The sequence below is a fragment of the Burkholderia sp. AU32262 genome, from assembly GCF_020419985.1.
Lineage (GTDB): Bacteria > Pseudomonadota > Gammaproteobacteria > Burkholderiales > Burkholderiaceae > Burkholderia > Burkholderia semiarida.
The window spans coordinates 18,983-35,117 of sequence record NZ_JAIZRS010000032.1; the positions used below are offsets into that span (position 1 = coordinate 18,983).

The 16,135-nt window shown below is 67.1% G+C and carries 12 protein-coding genes and 2 pseudogenes; 10 read left to right on the plus strand and 4 right to left on the minus strand.

From position 1 onward, the window contains the following. The first annotated feature begins 372 nt into the window (after positions 1-372). The 3 genes from ada to gshA all read left to right on the plus strand — a co-directional run bounded on the left by ada (position 373) and on the right by gshA (position 4,497). Positions 373-1,464, plus strand: a complete 1,092-nt coding sequence (gene ada / locus LGN10_RS28725; RefSeq protein WP_060312297.1) for a bifunctional DNA-binding transcriptional regulator/O6-methylguanine-DNA methyltransferase Ada — start codon at positions 373-375, stop codon at positions 1,462-1,464. Further along, positions 1,461-2,420 carry a DNA-3-methyladenine glycosylase family protein gene (locus LGN10_RS28730; protein WP_059573589.1) on the plus strand — a complete coding sequence of 320 codons (960 nt, stop codon included), beginning with the start codon at positions 1,461-1,463 and terminating at the stop codon, positions 2,418-2,420. The genes ada and LGN10_RS28730 overlap by 4 nt, the downstream gene beginning before the upstream one ends. A 463-nt stretch (positions 2,421-2,883) precedes the next feature. Next, complete coding sequence (gene gshA / locus LGN10_RS28735; protein WP_226225805.1) at positions 2,884-4,497, plus strand: glutamate--cysteine ligase; 1,614 nt, start codon at positions 2,884-2,886, stop codon at positions 4,495-4,497. A gap of 72 nt (positions 4,498-4,569) precedes the next feature. On the opposite strand, the gene LGN10_RS28740 is transcribed toward gshA, so the two are convergent. Then, on the minus strand, positions 4,570-4,887 hold the full coding sequence (locus LGN10_RS28740; RefSeq protein WP_059608923.1) for a DUF4148 domain-containing protein: 318 nt from the start codon (positions 4,885-4,887) through the stop codon (positions 4,570-4,572). Between the two features lie 418 nt (positions 4,888-5,305). On the opposite strand from LGN10_RS28740, the gene LGN10_RS28745 reads away from it, so the two are divergent. Beyond that, on the plus strand, positions 5,306-6,946 hold the full coding sequence (locus tag LGN10_RS28745; protein ID WP_059573592.1) for an L-lactate permease: 1,641 nt from the start codon (positions 5,306-5,308) through the stop codon (positions 6,944-6,946). Positions 6,947-7,219: 273 nt separating this feature from the next. Then, complete coding sequence (locus LGN10_RS28750) at positions 7,220-7,945, plus strand: phosphonate utilization associated transcriptional regulator (protein ID WP_226225806.1); 726 nt, start codon at positions 7,220-7,222, stop codon at positions 7,943-7,945. Between the two features lie 140 nt (positions 7,946-8,085). On the opposite strand, the gene LGN10_RS28755 is transcribed toward LGN10_RS28750, so the two are convergent. From LGN10_RS28755 to LGN10_RS28765, 3 genes and pseudogenes are all read right to left on the minus strand, one after another. Then, a complete protein-coding gene (locus LGN10_RS28755) occupies positions 8,086-8,451 on the minus strand; it encodes a hypothetical protein (protein WP_124863312.1) in 366 nt (121 codons plus the stop codon). A gap of 691 nt (positions 8,452-9,142) precedes the next feature. Continuing rightward, positions 9,143-10,531, minus strand: coding sequence for an FAD-dependent oxidoreductase (locus LGN10_RS28760; RefSeq protein WP_124863314.1), 1,389 nt, complete (start codon positions 10,529-10,531; stop codon positions 9,143-9,145). A 90-nt stretch (positions 10,532-10,621) separates the two neighbouring features. Beyond that, positions 10,622-10,843: pseudogene (locus LGN10_RS28765) on the minus strand (2-aminoethylphosphonate--pyruvate transaminase); the annotation flags it as partial. 141 nt (positions 10,844-10,984) lie between these two features. On the opposite strand from LGN10_RS28765, the gene phnA reads away from it, so the two are divergent. The 5 genes and pseudogenes from phnA to LGN10_RS28790 all read left to right on the plus strand — a co-directional run bounded on the left by phnA (position 10,985) and on the right by LGN10_RS28790 (position 16,117). After that, complete coding sequence (gene phnA, locus LGN10_RS28770) at positions 10,985-12,223, plus strand: phosphonoacetate hydrolase (RefSeq protein WP_226225807.1); 1,239 nt, start codon at positions 10,985-10,987, stop codon at positions 12,221-12,223. A 28-nt stretch (positions 12,224-12,251) separates the two neighbouring features. Beyond that, positions 12,252-13,706 carry a phosphonoacetaldehyde dehydrogenase gene (gene phnY, locus LGN10_RS28775; RefSeq protein WP_226225808.1) on the plus strand — a complete coding sequence of 485 codons (1,455 nt, stop codon included), beginning with the start codon at positions 12,252-12,254 and terminating at the stop codon, positions 13,704-13,706. Positions 13,707-13,886: 180 nt separating this feature from the next. Continuing rightward, positions 13,887-14,669: an amino acid ABC transporter substrate-binding protein gene (locus tag LGN10_RS28780; protein ID WP_059573597.1), complete on the plus strand. Its 783-nt coding sequence runs from the start codon at positions 13,887-13,889 to the stop codon at positions 14,667-14,669. A 14-nt stretch (positions 14,670-14,683) separates the two neighbouring features. Further along, positions 14,684-15,364, plus strand: coding sequence for an amino acid ABC transporter permease (locus tag LGN10_RS28785; protein ID WP_059573598.1), 681 nt, complete (start codon positions 14,684-14,686; stop codon positions 15,362-15,364). After that, positions 15,361-16,117 (plus strand): annotated as a pseudogene (locus LGN10_RS28790) (amino acid ABC transporter ATP-binding protein). The gene LGN10_RS28785 and the pseudogene LGN10_RS28790 overlap by 4 nt, the downstream one beginning before the upstream one ends. The last annotated feature ends 18 nt before the right edge of the window (positions 16,118-16,135 follow it).

Genomic DNA, 16,135 nt, shown 5'->3' on the forward strand with positions numbered 1-16,135 from the left:
GCCGGCCGGAACGCGGCACAATCGACGGACGAAAAAAAGCCCGTTCACGCAGAGCGGAACGGGCTTAATCCATATCAGGAGGAGACATGGAGGAGACAGTTCCAACTATACACACGGCGATGGTGCGACGCAATATTCCGATTGCAAAAAAACGTCAGGACGGCGATTTGTCGCATCCGCACTGCAGCAAAACGGTGACGGGACGATGACGGAAACGGCGCGCGAGCAGCCGCCGCGCGCGTTTCGTCGCATTTATCCCCATGGATGTGGCCCCGATTCGCCGGCCCGAATCACAGAGCAAGATCCAGGGCGCGACGGCATGTGCCGATGGCTAGAGTAGGCACCATCTACACTAGAGAGTGCGAGGTTCAGATGAAAACCGCCTATCCGACCGACGATGCCCGCTGGGGCGCCGTGACCGAGCGCGATCCGCACGCGGACGGCGCGTTCTTCTATGGCGTCAGCACGACCGGCGTGTTCTGTCGCCCGACCTGCGCGTCGCGGCAGCCACGCCGCGAGAACGTGTCCTTTTTCGCCGATCCGGCGGCCGCGCGCGCGGCCGGTTTCCGGCCCTGCAAGCGTTGCCAGCCGGAAGGGCTGCCGCGCGAGCTGGAAATCGTCAATCGCGCGTGCGCGGTGCTCGACGCGCACGCCGAGCGGCTCACGCTGCAGCAGTTGAGCGACGCCGTGCACGTGAGCCCGTTCCACCTGCAGCGGCTCTTCAAGCGCGTGGTCGGCGTGTCGCCGCGGCAGTACCAGGCCGCGCAGCGCGGCGCCGCGCTGCGGCAGGCGCTGCAAAACGGCCAGCCGGTCACGCAGGCGGCCGTCGACGCGGGGTTCAACTCGCCGTCGCGGCTCTATGCGTCGGTGTCGCGCGAGCTCGGGATGGCGCCGTCCGCGTTTCGCCGCCAGGGCGCCGGCCTGCGGATCGACTACGCGACCGCGTCGACGTCGCTCGGCACGGTGCTCGTCGCCGCGACCGAACAGGGCATCTGCCGGATCGCGTTCGGCGACGACGCGGCGTCGCTCGTCGTCGAGCTGAAGAGCGCGTTCGCGCGGGCCGAACTCGTCGAATCGTCGGCCCGGCTCGCGCCGTTCGTCGCGCAGATCCGCGCGTATCTCGACGGCACGCGGCACGCGTTCGACCTGCCGCTCGACATCGCGCCGACCGCGTTCCAGCAGCGCGTGTGGGAAGCGCTGACGCATATCCCGTACGGCGAAACGCGCAGCTATTCGGAGATCGCCGAGGCGCTCGGCTCGCCGCGCGCGGTACGGGCGGTCGCGTCCGCGTGCGCGTCGAATCCGGTTGCACTCGCGATCCCGTGCCACCGGGTCGTGCAAAAGGGCGGCGCGCTCGCCGGCTATCGCTGGGGCGTGCGCCGCAAGGCGACCCTGCTCGCGGCCGAGGCGCGCCATGTTCACAACGATGAAGCCGAAGCCGAGACGGAGGGCAGTGCGGTTTGAGCATCGACACGATAACGATCACGTCTGTCGCGAACGGCGGCCCGGTGCCGCCGTCCGCGCAGATGGAACTGCGCTACAAGGCGCCGTACGACTGGGCGCGCGTGCTGCGCTTCTTCAGCGGGCGCGCGATTCCGGGCGTCGAGCAGGTGGCCGGCGGCGCGTATCGCCGCATCGTCGATCTGCACGGCGATGCCGGCCGGCTCACCGTCACGAAGCACCCGCGCAAGCACTGCCTGATCGCGACCGTCGAAGGGGCGGTCGCGCGTCACGTCGACGACGCATTCGCCGCACGTGTCGCGACGATGTTCGACCTCGGCGCCGATCCGGCCGCGATCGGCGGCGGGCTCGCGCGCGATCCGTGGTTCGCGCCGCTCGTCGAGGCCGCGCCGGGCTTGCGCGTGCCGGGCGCATGGTCGGGGTTCGAGCTGGCCGTGCGCGCGATCGTCGGCCAGCAGGTGAGCGTGAAGGCCGCGACGACGATCGTCGGCCGGCTCGTCGAACGGGCCGGCGAACGCGTGATTCATGAAGACGACGGCGCGCCCGCGTGGCGTTTCCCGACGCCCGACGCGCTGGCCGCGTGCGATCTCGACAAGATCGGGATGCCCGGCAAGCGCGTGGCGGCGCTGACCGGCGTGGCGCGCGCGGTGGCGGCCGGCGACGTGCCGGTCGATCGCGCGCATGCCGATCTCGCGACGCTGCGCCGCGCGTGGCTCGATCTGCCTGGCATCGGCCCGTGGACCGTCGAATACATCGCGATGCGCGCGTGGCGCGACCCCGATGCGTGGCCGGCATCCGATCTGGTGCTGATGCAGTCGATCGCCGCGCGCGACCCGGCGCTCGACCGGCTCACCAGCCAGAAGCGCCGCACCGAAGGCTGGCGGCCATGGCGCGCGTATGCGGCGCTGCATCTGTGGAACGAAGTGGCCGACCGAGCGGGCGGCGCGCGCGGCGGGTAACTGCGGCGGCCGGCCGGGTGCGACCGCCAGCAGGCAGTGCCGCAACCCGTTGCGCACGCGATGCCGGCATGCGGCGAGCGCAGGCGTGACGCGGCCCGTCATGGCGATGCCACGCATTCGGCGCCGCCCCGATGCTGCGCGTGCGACGCCCGCGCACGCGTCGCTTCCCGATCCATTCAGCGGCATGGTTGCACCCGCGCGCCACCCGTTCGCCGTTCACGTTCCGTCAGACGAATTCCACTGACCGGCGTGCCGGCCGGCGTTGTCCGGAGCCGGCGATGGAGGCCGGGACTGGCGCGTCCGACCCGTCCGGTGGCCCGCTCAGGCCCGTGCGCCGGACCCGGCGCCACCTCAAGCGCGGGTTCCGGCGAGATGTTAAAGTGCCCGCTACCAACGAAGCGACCAACAATCCAGCCGGCCGCGCGCGGCGTTCTGCGCGCGGCCGTCACGCACTTGCGTCTCCATGTCGAACACCATGACTTACCGCCAGTCCGAACTGCTGCTGAAACGCCTCGACGCGCTGAGCTCGGGCCCGACGCGGCAGCATCTGCCCGACGGCCTGCGCGGCATCGAGAAGGAAAGCCTGCGCGTGACGCGCGACGGGATGATCGCGTTCACGCCGCATCCGCGCGCGCTCGGTTCGGCGCTCACGCATCCGGCGCTGACGACCGACTATTCCGAAGCGCTGATCGAACTGATCACGCCCGCGGAGCGCGACGCCGCGCTCACGCTCGAACGCCTCGACGATCTGCATCGCTACGTGTATGCGTCGCTCGGTGACGAGATCCTGTGGAACGACTCGATGCCGGGCCTGCTGCCGGCCGACGACCAGATCCCGATCGCCGACTACGGCACGTCGAACATCGGTCGCCTGAAGACGGTGTACCGGCGCGGCCTCGCGTATCGCTACGGCCGCACGATGCAGTGCATCGCCGGCATCCACTACAACTACTCGCTGCACGAGGAAGTGTGGCGGCGCCTGCATGCGGAAGAGGAATCGACGGCGACGCTCGTCGATTACCAGTCGGAACGCTATCTCGCGCAGATCCGCAACTTCCGCCGCCGCAGCTGGCTGCTGATGTACCTGTTCGGCGCGTCGCCGGTGCTCGACACGAAATTCCTGCGCGGCAAGCCGCACAAGCTCGACACGTTCGACGCCGATACGCTGTACCGGCCGTATGCGACGAGCCTGCGGATGAGCGATCTCGGCTACTCGAACACGACGGCCCAGGCCGCGCTGCACGTCGACTACAACACGCTGCCCGGCTATCTCGACGCGCTGTCGAAGGCCGTGAGCGAGCCGTATCCCGCGTACGAGGCGATCGGCACGCATCGCGACGGCGAGTGGATCCAGATCAACACGAACGTGCTGCAGATCGAGAACGAGTTCTATTCGACGATCCGGCCGAAGCGCGTCACGTATTCGGGCGAGCGGCCGCTGCATGCGCTCGCGTCGCGCGGCGTGCAGTACATCGAAGTGCGGTGCCTCGACATCGATCCGTTCGAGCCGACCGGCATCGCGCTGGAGACCGCGCGCTTCATCGACGCGTTCCTGCTCGCGTGCGCGCTCGACGAAAGCGCGCCGCTCGACTGCGACGCGTACAAGGAAGCGAACACGAACTTCGGCAGCGTGACGCTGGACGGCCGCAAGCCGGGGCTCACGCTGACGCGCGACGGCCAGTCGATCACGCTGCAGCAGTGGGCCGACGAGCTGATGGCCGATATCGAGGTCGTCGGCCGACGTCTGGACGAAATCCGCGGCGGCGACGCGCATGCGCGCGCGATTGCCGCGCAGCGCGAGAAGCTCGCCGATCCGGAGCGCACGCCATCCGCGCGCGTGCTGCGCACGATGCGCGAGAACGGCCAGTCGTTCCTCGCGTTCGCGCTCGCGCAGAGCGAAGCGCATGCCACGCATTTCCGCGCGCGCCCGCCGTCGGCCGAGACGCTGCGTACCGAGCAGGCGCTCGCCGCGAAGTCGCTCGCCGAGCAGGCCGAGCTCGAAGCGAAGGAGGCCGGATCGTTCGACGCATTCGTCGCCGCCTATCGCGCCTATACGCTGAACCGCTTCAGCGTGTGACGATCGCGCACGCGGCCGGCGCAGAATGCTGCGCCACGCCGCGATGCGACGGCCATCCGGTTCCATCGGTGATCAGTGATGGGCGTACGTGCCGCGATCGACTACGTGCGGCAGCGCCGGCTTGCCCGATTCCGTGCGGGCCCGGGCAGCGCCGCCGTAACCGGCAGCGTCGCCTTCACCTTGCGCCTGCGCGGCACGCTGCATGATCGCCTGCATGTTGCCCGGAAAGTCGGGACTGCTTGCGAGGCTCGTCCGGTAGCCGGCGGCCTGCAACGCCACGAGTTCCTGGCGGACCTGCGCGCGCGTGAGCGTCGACGCGGCTTGCGCGTGAGCGGCGAACGCCGCGCCGATCAGCACGAAAGCGCATGCCGCGTGTTTCATCGTCTTCATCGTGTGTGCTCCGTGAGACCCCGGTGCCGCGCCATCGCCGGCGCGGCCGGAAACGATGCAGCCAGTCTAGGCTTCGGATGCCCAACGAAACATCGTCGCGGCTGGCAGTCACCTTTTCCGGTCGCGCAACATTGCGCGCACCGGTGAGCCGGCCGCGACGGGTTTCCTGTCGAACGCGACAGCGGCGCGCCATCTGCCGGCCATCGTGCGGCGGGCCGCCCGCATCGGCCCGCCGCATCGGGCTTCTCCCCCTTGTACAAGCGTGCCGCGCCTCCTAACCTCTTTTAAGCGACCGATCGGTTGGCCGCGCAACGTCGTTGCGCATGCAAGCGCCCGATCGCGGCCGTGACTGCAGGACATCGCCTTGTACCGAACCCGGCGCATCGACATGCGAATTCGGGTCGACTCTGGAGACACGATGAATCCCACCGACGCCCTACCGCCCGGCATCGTCTTCGCGCAACCGTTGACGCCCGTCGCGCACTCGCTGCTCCTGTCGTTTCTCGTCGCCGTGATCCCGATCGCGGTCGCGCTGATCGCGCTCGGCGTGCTGCGCCGCCCCGCGTGGCAGGCGTCGCTCGCGGGGCTCGTCGCGGGCCTCGCGGTCGCGATCGGCGCGTGGGGGATGCCGGCCGGCCTCGCGTTCAACGCGGTCGGCGCCGGCATGGCGCTCGCGGTCGTGCCGGTGATGTGGATCGTCTTCAACGCGCTGCTGCTGTACAACATCGCGGTGAAGTCGGGTCGCTTCGATCAGTTCCGGCAGTGGATGCTCGATAACCTGCCCGACGACCGCCGCCTCGTGCTGCTCGTCGTCGCGTTCTCGTTCGGCTGTCTGCTCGAAGGGATTTCCGGCTTCGGCACGCCGGTCGCGATCACGAGCGCGCTCCTGATCGCGCTCGGCTTCCCCGCGCTCGAAGCGCTTACCTATACGCTGCTGTTCAACACGGCGCCGGTCGCGTTCGGCGCGCTCGGCGTGCCGATCACCGTGCTCGGCGCCGTCACGTCGCTGCCGCCCGCGACGCTCGCGCAGATGGTCGGCCGCCAGTTGCCGTTCTTCGCGCTGCTGCTGCCGTTCTACGTGGTCGGCGCGTATGGCGGGCTGCGCTCGATCTCGAAGCTGTGGCCGGCGCTGCTCGTGTCCGGCGGCAGTTTCGCGCTCGCGCAGTTCGTCACGTCGAACTACCTCGGCTATCAGCTCACCGACGTGCTGTCGTCGCTCTCGTCGCTGATCGTGACGATCGGCTTCCTGCAGGTGTGGAAGCCGCAGCCCGATCCGCAATACGCGCTCGCGCGCAGCGTGCCGGCCGCCGCCGGCGCCGCGCGCGCGGGCTTCGGCGGCTGGCTGCCGTGGCTCGTCGTGTCGGTGGTCGTGATCGTGTGGGTGCACGCGAACATCGCGGCGATCGGCGACGTGAAGATCAAGTGGCCGGGCCTGCACAACGCCGTGTACGTGTCGCTGTACCACAAGCCGTATGCGGCGATCTGGGATTTCCAGCCGCTCGGCACCGGCACCGCGATCCTCGTGTCGGCGATCATCACGGCCGCGCTGACGCGCACCGGCCCCGGCGCGTTCGTCGAATGCGTGGTGAAGACGTGGCGGCAAACGTGGATCGCGATCGTCACGGTGATGATGATCGTCGGGCTCGCGTACCTGCTGAACTACTCGGGCATCAGCTACACGCTCGGCACCGGCGTCGCGTCGACGGGCGCGCTGTTCCCGCTGGTGTCCGCGTCGCTCGGCTGGATCGCCGTGTTCCTGTCCGGCAGCGACACGTCGGGCAACGCGCTGTTCGGCAACCTGCAGGTCGTCGCCGCGCGGCAGCTCGGCCTCGATCCGGTGCTGATGGCGGCGACCAACTCGTCGGGCGGCGTGATGGGCAAGATGATCTCGCCGCAGAACATCGCGACGGGCGTGTCGACGACGGACCTGAAAGGGCAGGAGGGCGTCGTGTTCGCCCGCACCTTCTGGCACAGCGTGATTCTCACGCTGTTGCTCGGCGTGCTGGTGTTCCTGCAGCAGCATGTGTTGACGTGGATGATTCCGGCGCTGCCGAAGTGACGCACGGCGCCGCCGCAGAAGGAAGGCACGAGGAAAACAACGAGGGAAGGCGCGGGAAAAGCGCCACGTAGCATGCGGAAATGGCGAGCGCGCGGCGGCTCGGCGCGCGTTCGCCCGCCGCGTGCCGGTTGCAGATTGGTTGCACTCCGGCGCGCAGGATGGGCTTTTGGCGACTGAAAACTGTGGACAATATGCCGGGGCGACGGTATACAACGATCATTCGCCGATACGGCGCCCCCCGTTTTCACCGACAGCTCCGCCGCCTGCCCGACCATGACCGCCCCGAACGCGCTCAGCGCCATCGAACTCCTGCAAAGCCAGTCGCTCGCGATGATCGTTCAGGACATGCTCGAGCGCGCGATCGTTTCCGGCGAATACGCGCCCGGCGAAAAGCTCAACGAAGTCGATATCGCGACGAGGCTGAACGTGTCGCGCGGCCCGGTGCGCGAAGCGTTCCGCGCGCTCGAACAGGCCGGCCTGCTGCGCAACGAGAAGAACCGCGGCGTGACCGTGCGCGTCGTGCCGCTGCGCGAGGCCGAGGAGATCTACGAAGTGCGCGCGATGCTCGACGAGTCGGTCGCGCGCGCGCTCGCGAAGCGCATCTCGCCCGACACGCTGAAGGTGCTGAAGGGCATCGTCCAGTCGATGAAGGACGCCGCGAAGGCGCACGACGTCACGCGTTATACCGAGCTGAACGTGCAGTTTCACGACGCGATGGTCGTCGGCGTCGGCAATACGCATCTCGTCGATACCTACCGCCGGCTCGTGCGCCAGCTCGGCCTGCTGCGCCAGGCGGCGATCGAGGCCGAGGAGGATGCGATCGCGGTGTCGGCGGCCGAGCACGACAGGATCGTGCAGGCGCTCGCGGCCGGCGACGAGGAAAAGGCCGTCGCGCTCGTGCGCGAGCACGTCGCGCATGGTCTCGCACGGATGCGCCGCATGCATGAGCAGGGGTTGCCCGCGACGGGCAAGGCGGCGCGGGAGAAGGCGGGCGCGTGAATTGCCGCGTTAGCTGTCACCGCACGGTGACGCGGCACGGAGTGGGTGCGCTCGCCCGCTTGCATGGCAGAACGCTGAAGGCGCGCTCTCCGCAGGACATTGATGATATTCGTCCGAATGCGATGATCGCTCGCCGCTGATCATTGGCCGCGCTGCTTGTCAAAGAAGTCGTCGAGTACCCAACCCGTTCCGGATTCGCAGCGCACTTGCGTGTACGCGTAAATCTTCGCAGCCCGATCCGCCACCGGGACGCAGGATTCGCCTTTCCTGACCGTGAAGATCGGATGCGTTCTGTCGTCGTTTGGCTCGGCGAAGGCCGGCATGTCGCGAAGTGCCGCCCATTTCTCGTCTTTATATTTCGAGCACGCACCGATCATCATCGTGAGCGCGACAAGTAGCAGCAGGCGTGTCATTTTTTCGGATACCGGCGGATTCCAATCAGGCGTTTCGAATGGCGCAGACCGGTCATCAAATCCGCAGGCGCTATGGTACTCGGGAGTCGCCATCTCGGGTCGTGAGCCAGAATTCCCGCTTTGCCAAGTACTTCGGCTATGTTCGAGGAGCAATTGTTGTCGACGAGAGAGCATGGTTTGTTTTCGTGTAGCCGGCGTTTTATCTAGGAAACGATGATCCTTTTCTCATCCCTGGATGTATGAAGGAGATAGCCGATCGTATCGCGTTGCATCTTGGTCTGCTGGCGATTTAAGTAGTTCAGGATGTTATCTACGTCCCATCCCGGGTGCGCTCGGCCATATACGACCCCATCGACTGCAATCGCGACATGTCCGAACTGCGACCCTCTCGAGACGGATCGGGAATCGCTAATCAAGATTTCAATGGTTGTTGATGAGTGCATGAAAGAAAAAGCGGGATTCTATTTGTCGGATTGTTTGAATCCTATCATGCTGTTTTTGATAATAAAACCGAGATAATGAAATGACAAAAATAAAGCGTATGGATTGGCACGCCGTTTTATAAGTTCTATTTTAGCTGGGACATGTCTTGTCGATGCGTGATTGTCCTCATGGGGGATTTTGCTTTTCGAAACAAAAGCGGCGCCTGGAATCGGACTTTTTCTATTAGCGGGATTTCCTCACCTGTTGTTCGGTCGATGTGCGGATTCGACAGAGGCTGGCGACATGATGGTGCCGGCGAGCCGCCGGCCTCTCCCGTTCCTCGCCGCATTCGCCCCGCCCGTTACGCCTTGTCCGCCTTCCCCGCCGCACTCGCCAACTTCGCGAGCCACGTATCGACGACCGACGGCTGCCGGTTCTCGTCTTCCGCGCGCTCCTTGCGGCGGATCGCATTGCGCACGACATGCGCGCCGACATAGCGAATCGGCTCCGGCGGAAACTGGCCGAGCGGGCCGCGCACGAGCGGGCTGCGCGTCCACGCGTTGTCGAGGCCGAGCACGAGCGACGACAGGATCTGCCCGCCCATGTAGGTCGGCCCGACGCCGTTGCCCGAATAGCCGAAGCCGTAGAACACGTTCGGCGCGTCGTCGAGGCGGCCGAAGAACGGGAAGCCCGTCACCGAGCGGTCCGATGGCCCGTTCCAGCTTGCGGTGATCGGCACGCCCGCAAGCGACGGAAAAAATGCGCGCAGGCTCCGCGTGAGCTGCGCCTCGTACGGCGAGCGCCGGTCGAACACGGGCGCGATGCGGCTGCGCCACGAGAACGTGTTGCCGCCCTTGCCGAGCATCAGCCGCCCGTCGGCCGTCGTGCGGTAGTAGTAGACGAAGATCCGCGAATCGAGCACCGACACGCCGTCCACGAGCCCCGTCTGCGCCAGCAACGCCGGGCATTTCTCGGTCATCACCATGTCGCTCGACACGACCGCGATCGTGCGTTCGAACTGCGGGAAGCGGCTCGCCATCCACGCGTTGATCGCGAAGACCAGCTTGCCTGCGTGCACGCTGCCGCACGGCGTCTGCACGACGGCCGGCTGCCCTGGCGTGAAGTCGACGAGCGGCGTGCGCTCGTAGATCCGGATGCCCATATCGAGCGCGACGCGGCGCAGGCCGCGCACGAGCTTGCCGGGATGCACGGTCGCGGCGATCGGCGAGTACACGCCGTCGAGATTGCGTGCGGAGCCCGAGCGGCGCGCGACTTCGGCGGGCGGCAGATGTTCGTAGCTGTGGATGCCGCACGCGGCGAGCGCGTCGAGCACCGGCGCGAGCGTGCCGACCTGCGCGCGCGACGTCGCGGTGTACAGCGTGCCGTCGAGCCGCAGGTCCGCATCGATGCCGTGCGCGCGGCAGAAGTCGGCGATGTGCTGGACGGCCGCTTCCGACGCCCTCACGAGCCGGATCGCCTCGGCTTCGCCGAACAGGCGCCGCAGCGTCAGGAATTTCGCCGACCACGTGAGCAGGCAGCCGCCGTTGCGGCCGCTCGCGCCGGCGCCGCACAGGTCGGCCTCGAGGATCGCGATGTCGAGCGCGGGGTTGTGCTGCTTCGCCTGGATCGCGGTCCAGAGGCCCGTGAAGCCGCCGCCGACGATGCACACGTCGGCCCGCGTCGCACCTTGCAGCGCGGGGGCGAGATCGCCGTCGTTGAACAGCGCTTGTTCGATCCAGAAGGGGCGCATCGGAGCATTCGTCGATAAAGGGCCGTGCGGCGCACAGCCGGAAAAACGGGCGGCCGCATGCACATGCGGCCGGTACGTCGCGCCACATCGTCATGCAGCCGCTTCGGCCGATAGGCGGCTGCGGCGCACATCTATCGCCTTCGACGTGTCGGCGATCGCCGCGACAGCGCGCGGAATCCCGGCTTCGCCGACGCGACCGATGCAGCCGACGCGGAGCGTCTGCACTTCGGTCCGCTTGCCCGGATACCGAATGTAGGCGCGCTTTTTGACCTCCTGATAACACCGCTTGAAGTCGTCATTCGGATCGTCCGGGCGCCATCGCGTTGCTTCCTGCTTTTTGCATGTTGTTGACAATCTACAAATCGTCCATTTTAATGTCAAGCATCGAAACACTCGTTCGGCGCGGCACGGGCGCCGACGGCTCACCGCTTCGCCCCGAAAGGAATGAACGTCATGACTGAAACGCCCGTCTCCGTGGAAGTGAACGGCCGCCGCTACAACTGGATGAGCCGGCCCGTGGTGGTCGTCTGCGTCGATGGCTGCGCGTATGAATATCTGGAAGAGGCCGCCGAGGCGGGCGTCGCGCCGTTCCTGCGCACGCTGCTGAAGCCAGGCACGGCACTGAAGGGAGAATGCGTGGTGCCGAGCTTCACGAACCCGAACAACCTGTCGATCGTGACCGGCGTGCCGCCGGCGATCCACGGGATCAGCGGCAACTACTTCTACGATCGCGACACCGGCGCCGAGGTGCTGATGAACGATCCGAAGTACCTGGTCGCGCCCACCGTGCTCGCGGCCTTCGCCGAGCGGGGCGCGCGCGTCGCGGTCGTCACCGCGAAGGACAAGCTGCGCCGCCTGCTCGGCAAGGGGCTGAAGGGCATCTGCTTCTCGTCGGAAAAGGCCGACGAGGCGAGCGTCGAGGAAAACGGCATCGACCGCGTGCTCGAGCTGGTCGGCAAGCCGGTGCCGAGCGTGTACAGCGCGGATCTGTCCGAATTCGTGTTCGCGGCCGGCGTGCGCCTGCTCGAGACGCGCCCGATCGACCTGATGTACCTGTCGACCACCGACTACGTGCAGCACAAGTGCGCGCCCGGCACGGAAGGCGCGAACGCGTTCTACGCGATGATGGACACGTACCTGAAGCGCCTCGACGAGCTCGGCGCGATCGTCGCGATCACCGCCGATCACGGGATGAACGCGAAGCACGACGACGCGACCGGCGAGCCGAACGTCGTCTACCTGCAGGAGCTGTTCGACGAGTGGCTCGGCCACGATGCGGCGCGCGTGATCCTGCCGATCACCGATCCGTACGTCGTGCACCATGGTGCGCTCGGTTCGTTCGCGACCGTCTATGTGCCGGCAACGGCCGATGCCGAAGCGCTGCGCGCGCGGCTCGCCGCGGTCGACGGCATCGACGTCGTGCTGACGGGCGCCGAAGGCTGCGCGCGCTTCGAGCTGCCGCCCGCGCGGATGGGCGACCTGATCGTGATCTCCAGGCAGGACGTCGTGCTCGGCACGCGCCGCATCAAGCACGATCTGTCCGGCCTCGACGTGCCGTTGCGCTCGCACGGCGGGATCTCCGAGCAGATCGTGCCGCTGATCTTCAGCAAGCCGGTCGCGACCGACGTCGCGGGCCGCGCGCGGCTGCGCAACTTCGACATCATCGATATCGCGCTCAACCATCTGCAGTGATGCACGCGCGTCTTTGGGGAATACAGGCATGAACGCCTTTGCAGCATCGACGGCGGTGCGCGAGATTCGTCGCGAGGCACTGCGAATCGACGGCGAGCGGATTCAGCGGGATGCGGTGATCGACGTGCGCAACCCGCACGACGGCGCACTGGTCGGCACCGTGCCGAAGGCGACGCTCGACGACGTGCGCCGCGCATTCGCGGTCGCGCGTGCGTACCGGCCGACGCTCACGCGCCACGATCGCGCGGCGATCCTGCGCCGCGCGGCCGACATCGTGCGTGCTCGCACCGCGGAGATCGCGGCGCTGATCACGGCCGAGGCCGGGTTGTGCGTCAAGGATTCGACGTACGAAGCGGGCCGCGTGGCCGACGTGCTGACGTTCGGCGCCGGCGAAGTGCTGAAGGACGACGGGCAGATCTTCTCGTGCGATCTGACGCCGCACGGCAAGAAGCGCCGCGTGTACACGCAGCGCGACCCGCTGCTCGGCGTGATTTCGGCGATCACGCCGTTCAACCACCCGATGAACCAGGTCGCGCACAAGGTCGTGCCGTCGGTCGCGACCAACAACCGGATCGTCGTGAAGCCGTCGGAGAAGGTGCCGCTGTCGTGCTACCTGTTCGCGGACATCCTGTACGAAGCCGGCTTGCCGCCGCAGATGCTGCAGGTGATCACCGGCGACCCGAAGGACATTGCGGACGAATTGATCACGAACCCGGCGATCGACCTGATCACGTTCACCGGCGGCGTGTCGATCGGCAAATCGATCGCCGCGCGGATGGGCTATCGGCGCGCGGTGCTCGAACTCGGCGGCAACGATCCGATCATCGTGATGGAAGACGCCGATCTCGACGAGGCGAGCACGCTCGCGGTGTCGGGCTCGTACAGGAATTCGGGGCAGCGCTGCACGGCGATCAAGCGAATGCTCGTGCACGAGGCAGTGGCCGATCGCTTCACGGAACTCGTCGTCGAGAAGACGCGCGCATGGTCGTACGGCAACCCGTCCGATCCGTCGGTCGACATGGGCACCGTGATCGACGAAGCGGCCGCGCAATTCTGCGAGCAGCAGGTGAACGACGCGATCGCACGCGGTGCGCGGCTGCTGGTCGGCAACGTGCGCGACGGCGCGCTGTATTCGCCGACCGTCGTCGATCGCGTGACGCCCGACATGCCGCTGGTCAAGCATGAAACCTTCGGGCCGGTGTCGCCGATCCTGCGCTTTCGCGACATCGACGAAGCGATCCGGATGTCGAACAGCACCGACTACGCGCTGTCGTCGTCGGTGTGCACGAACCGCTTCGACCACATCACGCGCTTCATCACCGAACTCGAAGTCGGCAGCGTGAACGTGCGCGAGGTGCCCGGCTATCGGCTCGAGCTGACGCCGTTCGGCGGCGTGAAGGATTCGGGGCTCGGATACAAGGAGGGTGTGCAGGAAGCGATGAAGAGCTTCACGAACACGAAGACGTATTCGTTGCCATGGTAAGCGACGTGTAAGGGGCCCGCGTCGGCATCGAGGTTGGCGTGGTCGTTATTCGATCGGCTCATATCGTTAGCCGATTTGCGTTTTTGCCGGGCCTTCCCGCATCGGTAGAATTCGCGGACCTCTCGAACGGCGCAGGCGAGCCGGCGGGATGATTCTCTCCAATCATTCGGGGTCCGCACCATGAAATTCCTCCGCTCCATCCTGATCGTCGCGCTGCTGCAGGCCGCCGCGGCCACCAGCGCGCTGGCTGCCGACGACCTGTCGCAGATCAAGTCGGCCGGCGTGTTCCGCATCGGTACCGAAGGCACCTACGCGCCGTTCACGTACCACGACGAGACGGGCAAGCTGACGGGCTTCGACGTCGACATCGCGACCGCGATCGCGCAGCGTCTCGGCGTGAAGCCGCAGTTCGTCGAAGGCAAATGGGACGGGCTGATCGCGGGCCTCGACGTGAACCGCTACGACGCGGTCGTGAACGAAGTGTCGATCACCGACGCGCGCAAGGCGAAATACGATTTCTCGACGCCGTACATCACGTCGCACGCGGTGCTGATCGTGCGCGCGGACAACACGACGATCCGCTCGTTCGACGACCTGAAGGGCAAGAAATCCGCGAACACGCTGACCAGCAATTTCGGCAAGCTCGCGGCCGCGCACGGCGCCGACGTGGTGCCCGTGCAGGGCTTCAACGAATCGATCGACCTGCTGACGTCCGGACGCGTCGATGCGACGATCAACGATTCGCTGTCGTACCTCGATTTCCGCAAGCACAAGCCCGACGCGAAACTGAAGATCGCGGCGACCGACACGAGCGGCGCGGGCGACGCGTCCGGCGTGCTGCTGCGCAAGGGCAGCCCCGCGCTGGTGGCCGCGATCGACAAGGCGCTCGCGGACATCAAGGCGGACGGCACCTACGCGAAGATCTCGCAGAAGTACTTCGGCCGCGACGTGTCGCAGCCGTGACGCGAGGCTGAACGATGCCGGCCTGGCTGCACCTGATGGCGGAATCGCTGCGCCCCCTGCTCGTTGCAGGGCTCGTGTTTACGGTTCCGCTCACGCTCGCGTCGTTCGCGATCGGCCTGTTGCTCGCGTTCGGCGCGGCGCTCGCGCGGCTGTTCGGGCCGCGCTGGGCGCAGGCCGTCGTGCGTTTCTATATCTGGCTGTTCCGCGGCTCGCCGTTGCTCGTGCAGTTGTTCGTGATCTTCTACGGGCTACCGAGCGTCGGCATCGTGCTCGATCCGCTGACGGCCGCCGTGATCGGCTTCTCGCTGAACGTCGGCGCGTACAACGCGGAAGTGATTCGCGGCGTGATCGAATCGATCCCCAAGGGGCAGTGGGAGGCCGCGTACTCGATGTCGATGACGCGCGCGCAGGCGCTGCGCCGCGCGATCCTGCCGCAGGCCGCGCGCGTCGCGCTGCCCGCGCTGTCGAATTCGTTCATTTCGCTCGTGAAGGACACGTCGCTCGCGGCCGTGCTGACGGTACCCGAGATCTTCCAGGCCGCGCAGCGCATCGCGGCCGTGACCTACGAGCCGCTGATTCTCTATACCGAAGCCGCGCTGATCTATCTGCTGTTCAGCTCGGTGCTGTCCACGCTGCAACGTCGCCTCGAAACCCGCTTCGGCCGGCATGCGCTGTTCCACGCGGAGTTGCGATGATCCGTCTCGAGCGCATCGACAAGTCGTTTGGCTCGCATCGCGTGTTGAGCGGAATCGACCTCGCATTGCAGCCGGGGAGCGTAACGGCGCTGATCGGCCCGTCCGGCAGCGGCAAGAGCACGCTGCTGCGCTGCGTGAACCTGCTCGAAGTGCCGGAGGCGGGCGCGCTCTCGGTCGGCGATGCGCGCATCGCATTCGTGCCGGGGCGCCGGCCGTCGCGCGACGCGGTATTCGCGGTGCGCAAGCAGACCGGCATGGTGTTCCAGAACTTCCAGTTGTTTCCGCACCTGAGCGTCGTGCAGAACGTGATGGAGGGGCTCGTGACCGTGCAGCGCTGGCCGCGCGAGCAGGCGCGCCAGCGGGCGCTCGCGCTGCTCGACAAGGTGGGCATCGCGGGCAAGGCCGACGCATGGCCGGCCACGCTATCGGGCGGACAGCAGCAGCGCGTGGCGATCGCGCGCGCTTGCGCCGTCTCCGCAGGTGCTGCTGTGCGACGAGCCGACATCGGCGCTCGATCCGGAGCTGTCCGTCGAAGTGGTCGAGGTGCTGCGCCAGCTCGCGCGCGAAGGCACGACGATGCTGATGGCCACGCACGACCTGCGCCTGGCCGCGTCGATCGCGCATGATGCGGTGTTCCTCGCCGATGGCCGCATCGTCGAAGCCGGCGCGTCGCGCGACCTGTTCGGCCGGCCGCGCGACCCGCGTACCGCGAAGTTCGTCGCGACGCTCGCGCAAGGCGTGCCGGTGTTCTGACGACGCGACGCGAGGAGG

Excerpts from the sequence above, each read along its gene's own strand:
- phnA (WP_226225807.1), top strand. The coding sequence starts at position 10,985 with ATGACTGAAACGCCCGTCTCCGTGGAAGTGAACGGCCGCCGCTACAAC.
- phnY (WP_226225808.1), top strand. The coding sequence starts at position 12,252 with ATGAACGCCTTTGCAGCATCGACGGCGGTGCGCGAGATTCGTCGCGAG.
- LGN10_RS28750 (WP_226225806.1), top strand. The coding sequence starts at position 7,220 with ATGACCGCCCCGAACGCGCTCAGCGCCATCGAACTCCTGCAAAGCCAG.
- LGN10_RS28760 (WP_124863314.1), bottom strand. The coding sequence starts at position 10,531 with ATGCGCCCCTTCTGGATCGAACAAGCGCTGTTCAACGACGGCGATCTC.
- ada (WP_060312297.1), top strand. The coding sequence starts at position 373 with ATGAAAACCGCCTATCCGACCGACGATGCCCGCTGGGGCGCCGTGACC.
- LGN10_RS28785 (WP_059573598.1), top strand. The coding sequence starts at position 14,684 with ATGCCGGCCTGGCTGCACCTGATGGCGGAATCGCTGCGCCCCCTGCTC.
- LGN10_RS28740 (WP_059608923.1), bottom strand. The coding sequence starts at position 4,887 with ATGAAGACGATGAAACACGCGGCATGCGCTTTCGTGCTGATCGGCGCG.
- LGN10_RS28745 (WP_059573592.1), top strand. The coding sequence starts at position 5,306 with ATGAATCCCACCGACGCCCTACCGCCCGGCATCGTCTTCGCGCAACCG.
- gshA (WP_226225805.1), top strand. The coding sequence starts at position 2,884 with ATGTCGAACACCATGACTTACCGCCAGTCCGAACTGCTGCTGAAACGC.
- LGN10_RS28780 (WP_059573597.1), top strand. The coding sequence starts at position 13,887 with ATGAAATTCCTCCGCTCCATCCTGATCGTCGCGCTGCTGCAGGCCGCC.
- LGN10_RS28755 (WP_124863312.1), bottom strand. The coding sequence starts at position 8,451 with ATGGCGACTCCCGAGTACCATAGCGCCTGCGGATTTGATGACCGGTCT.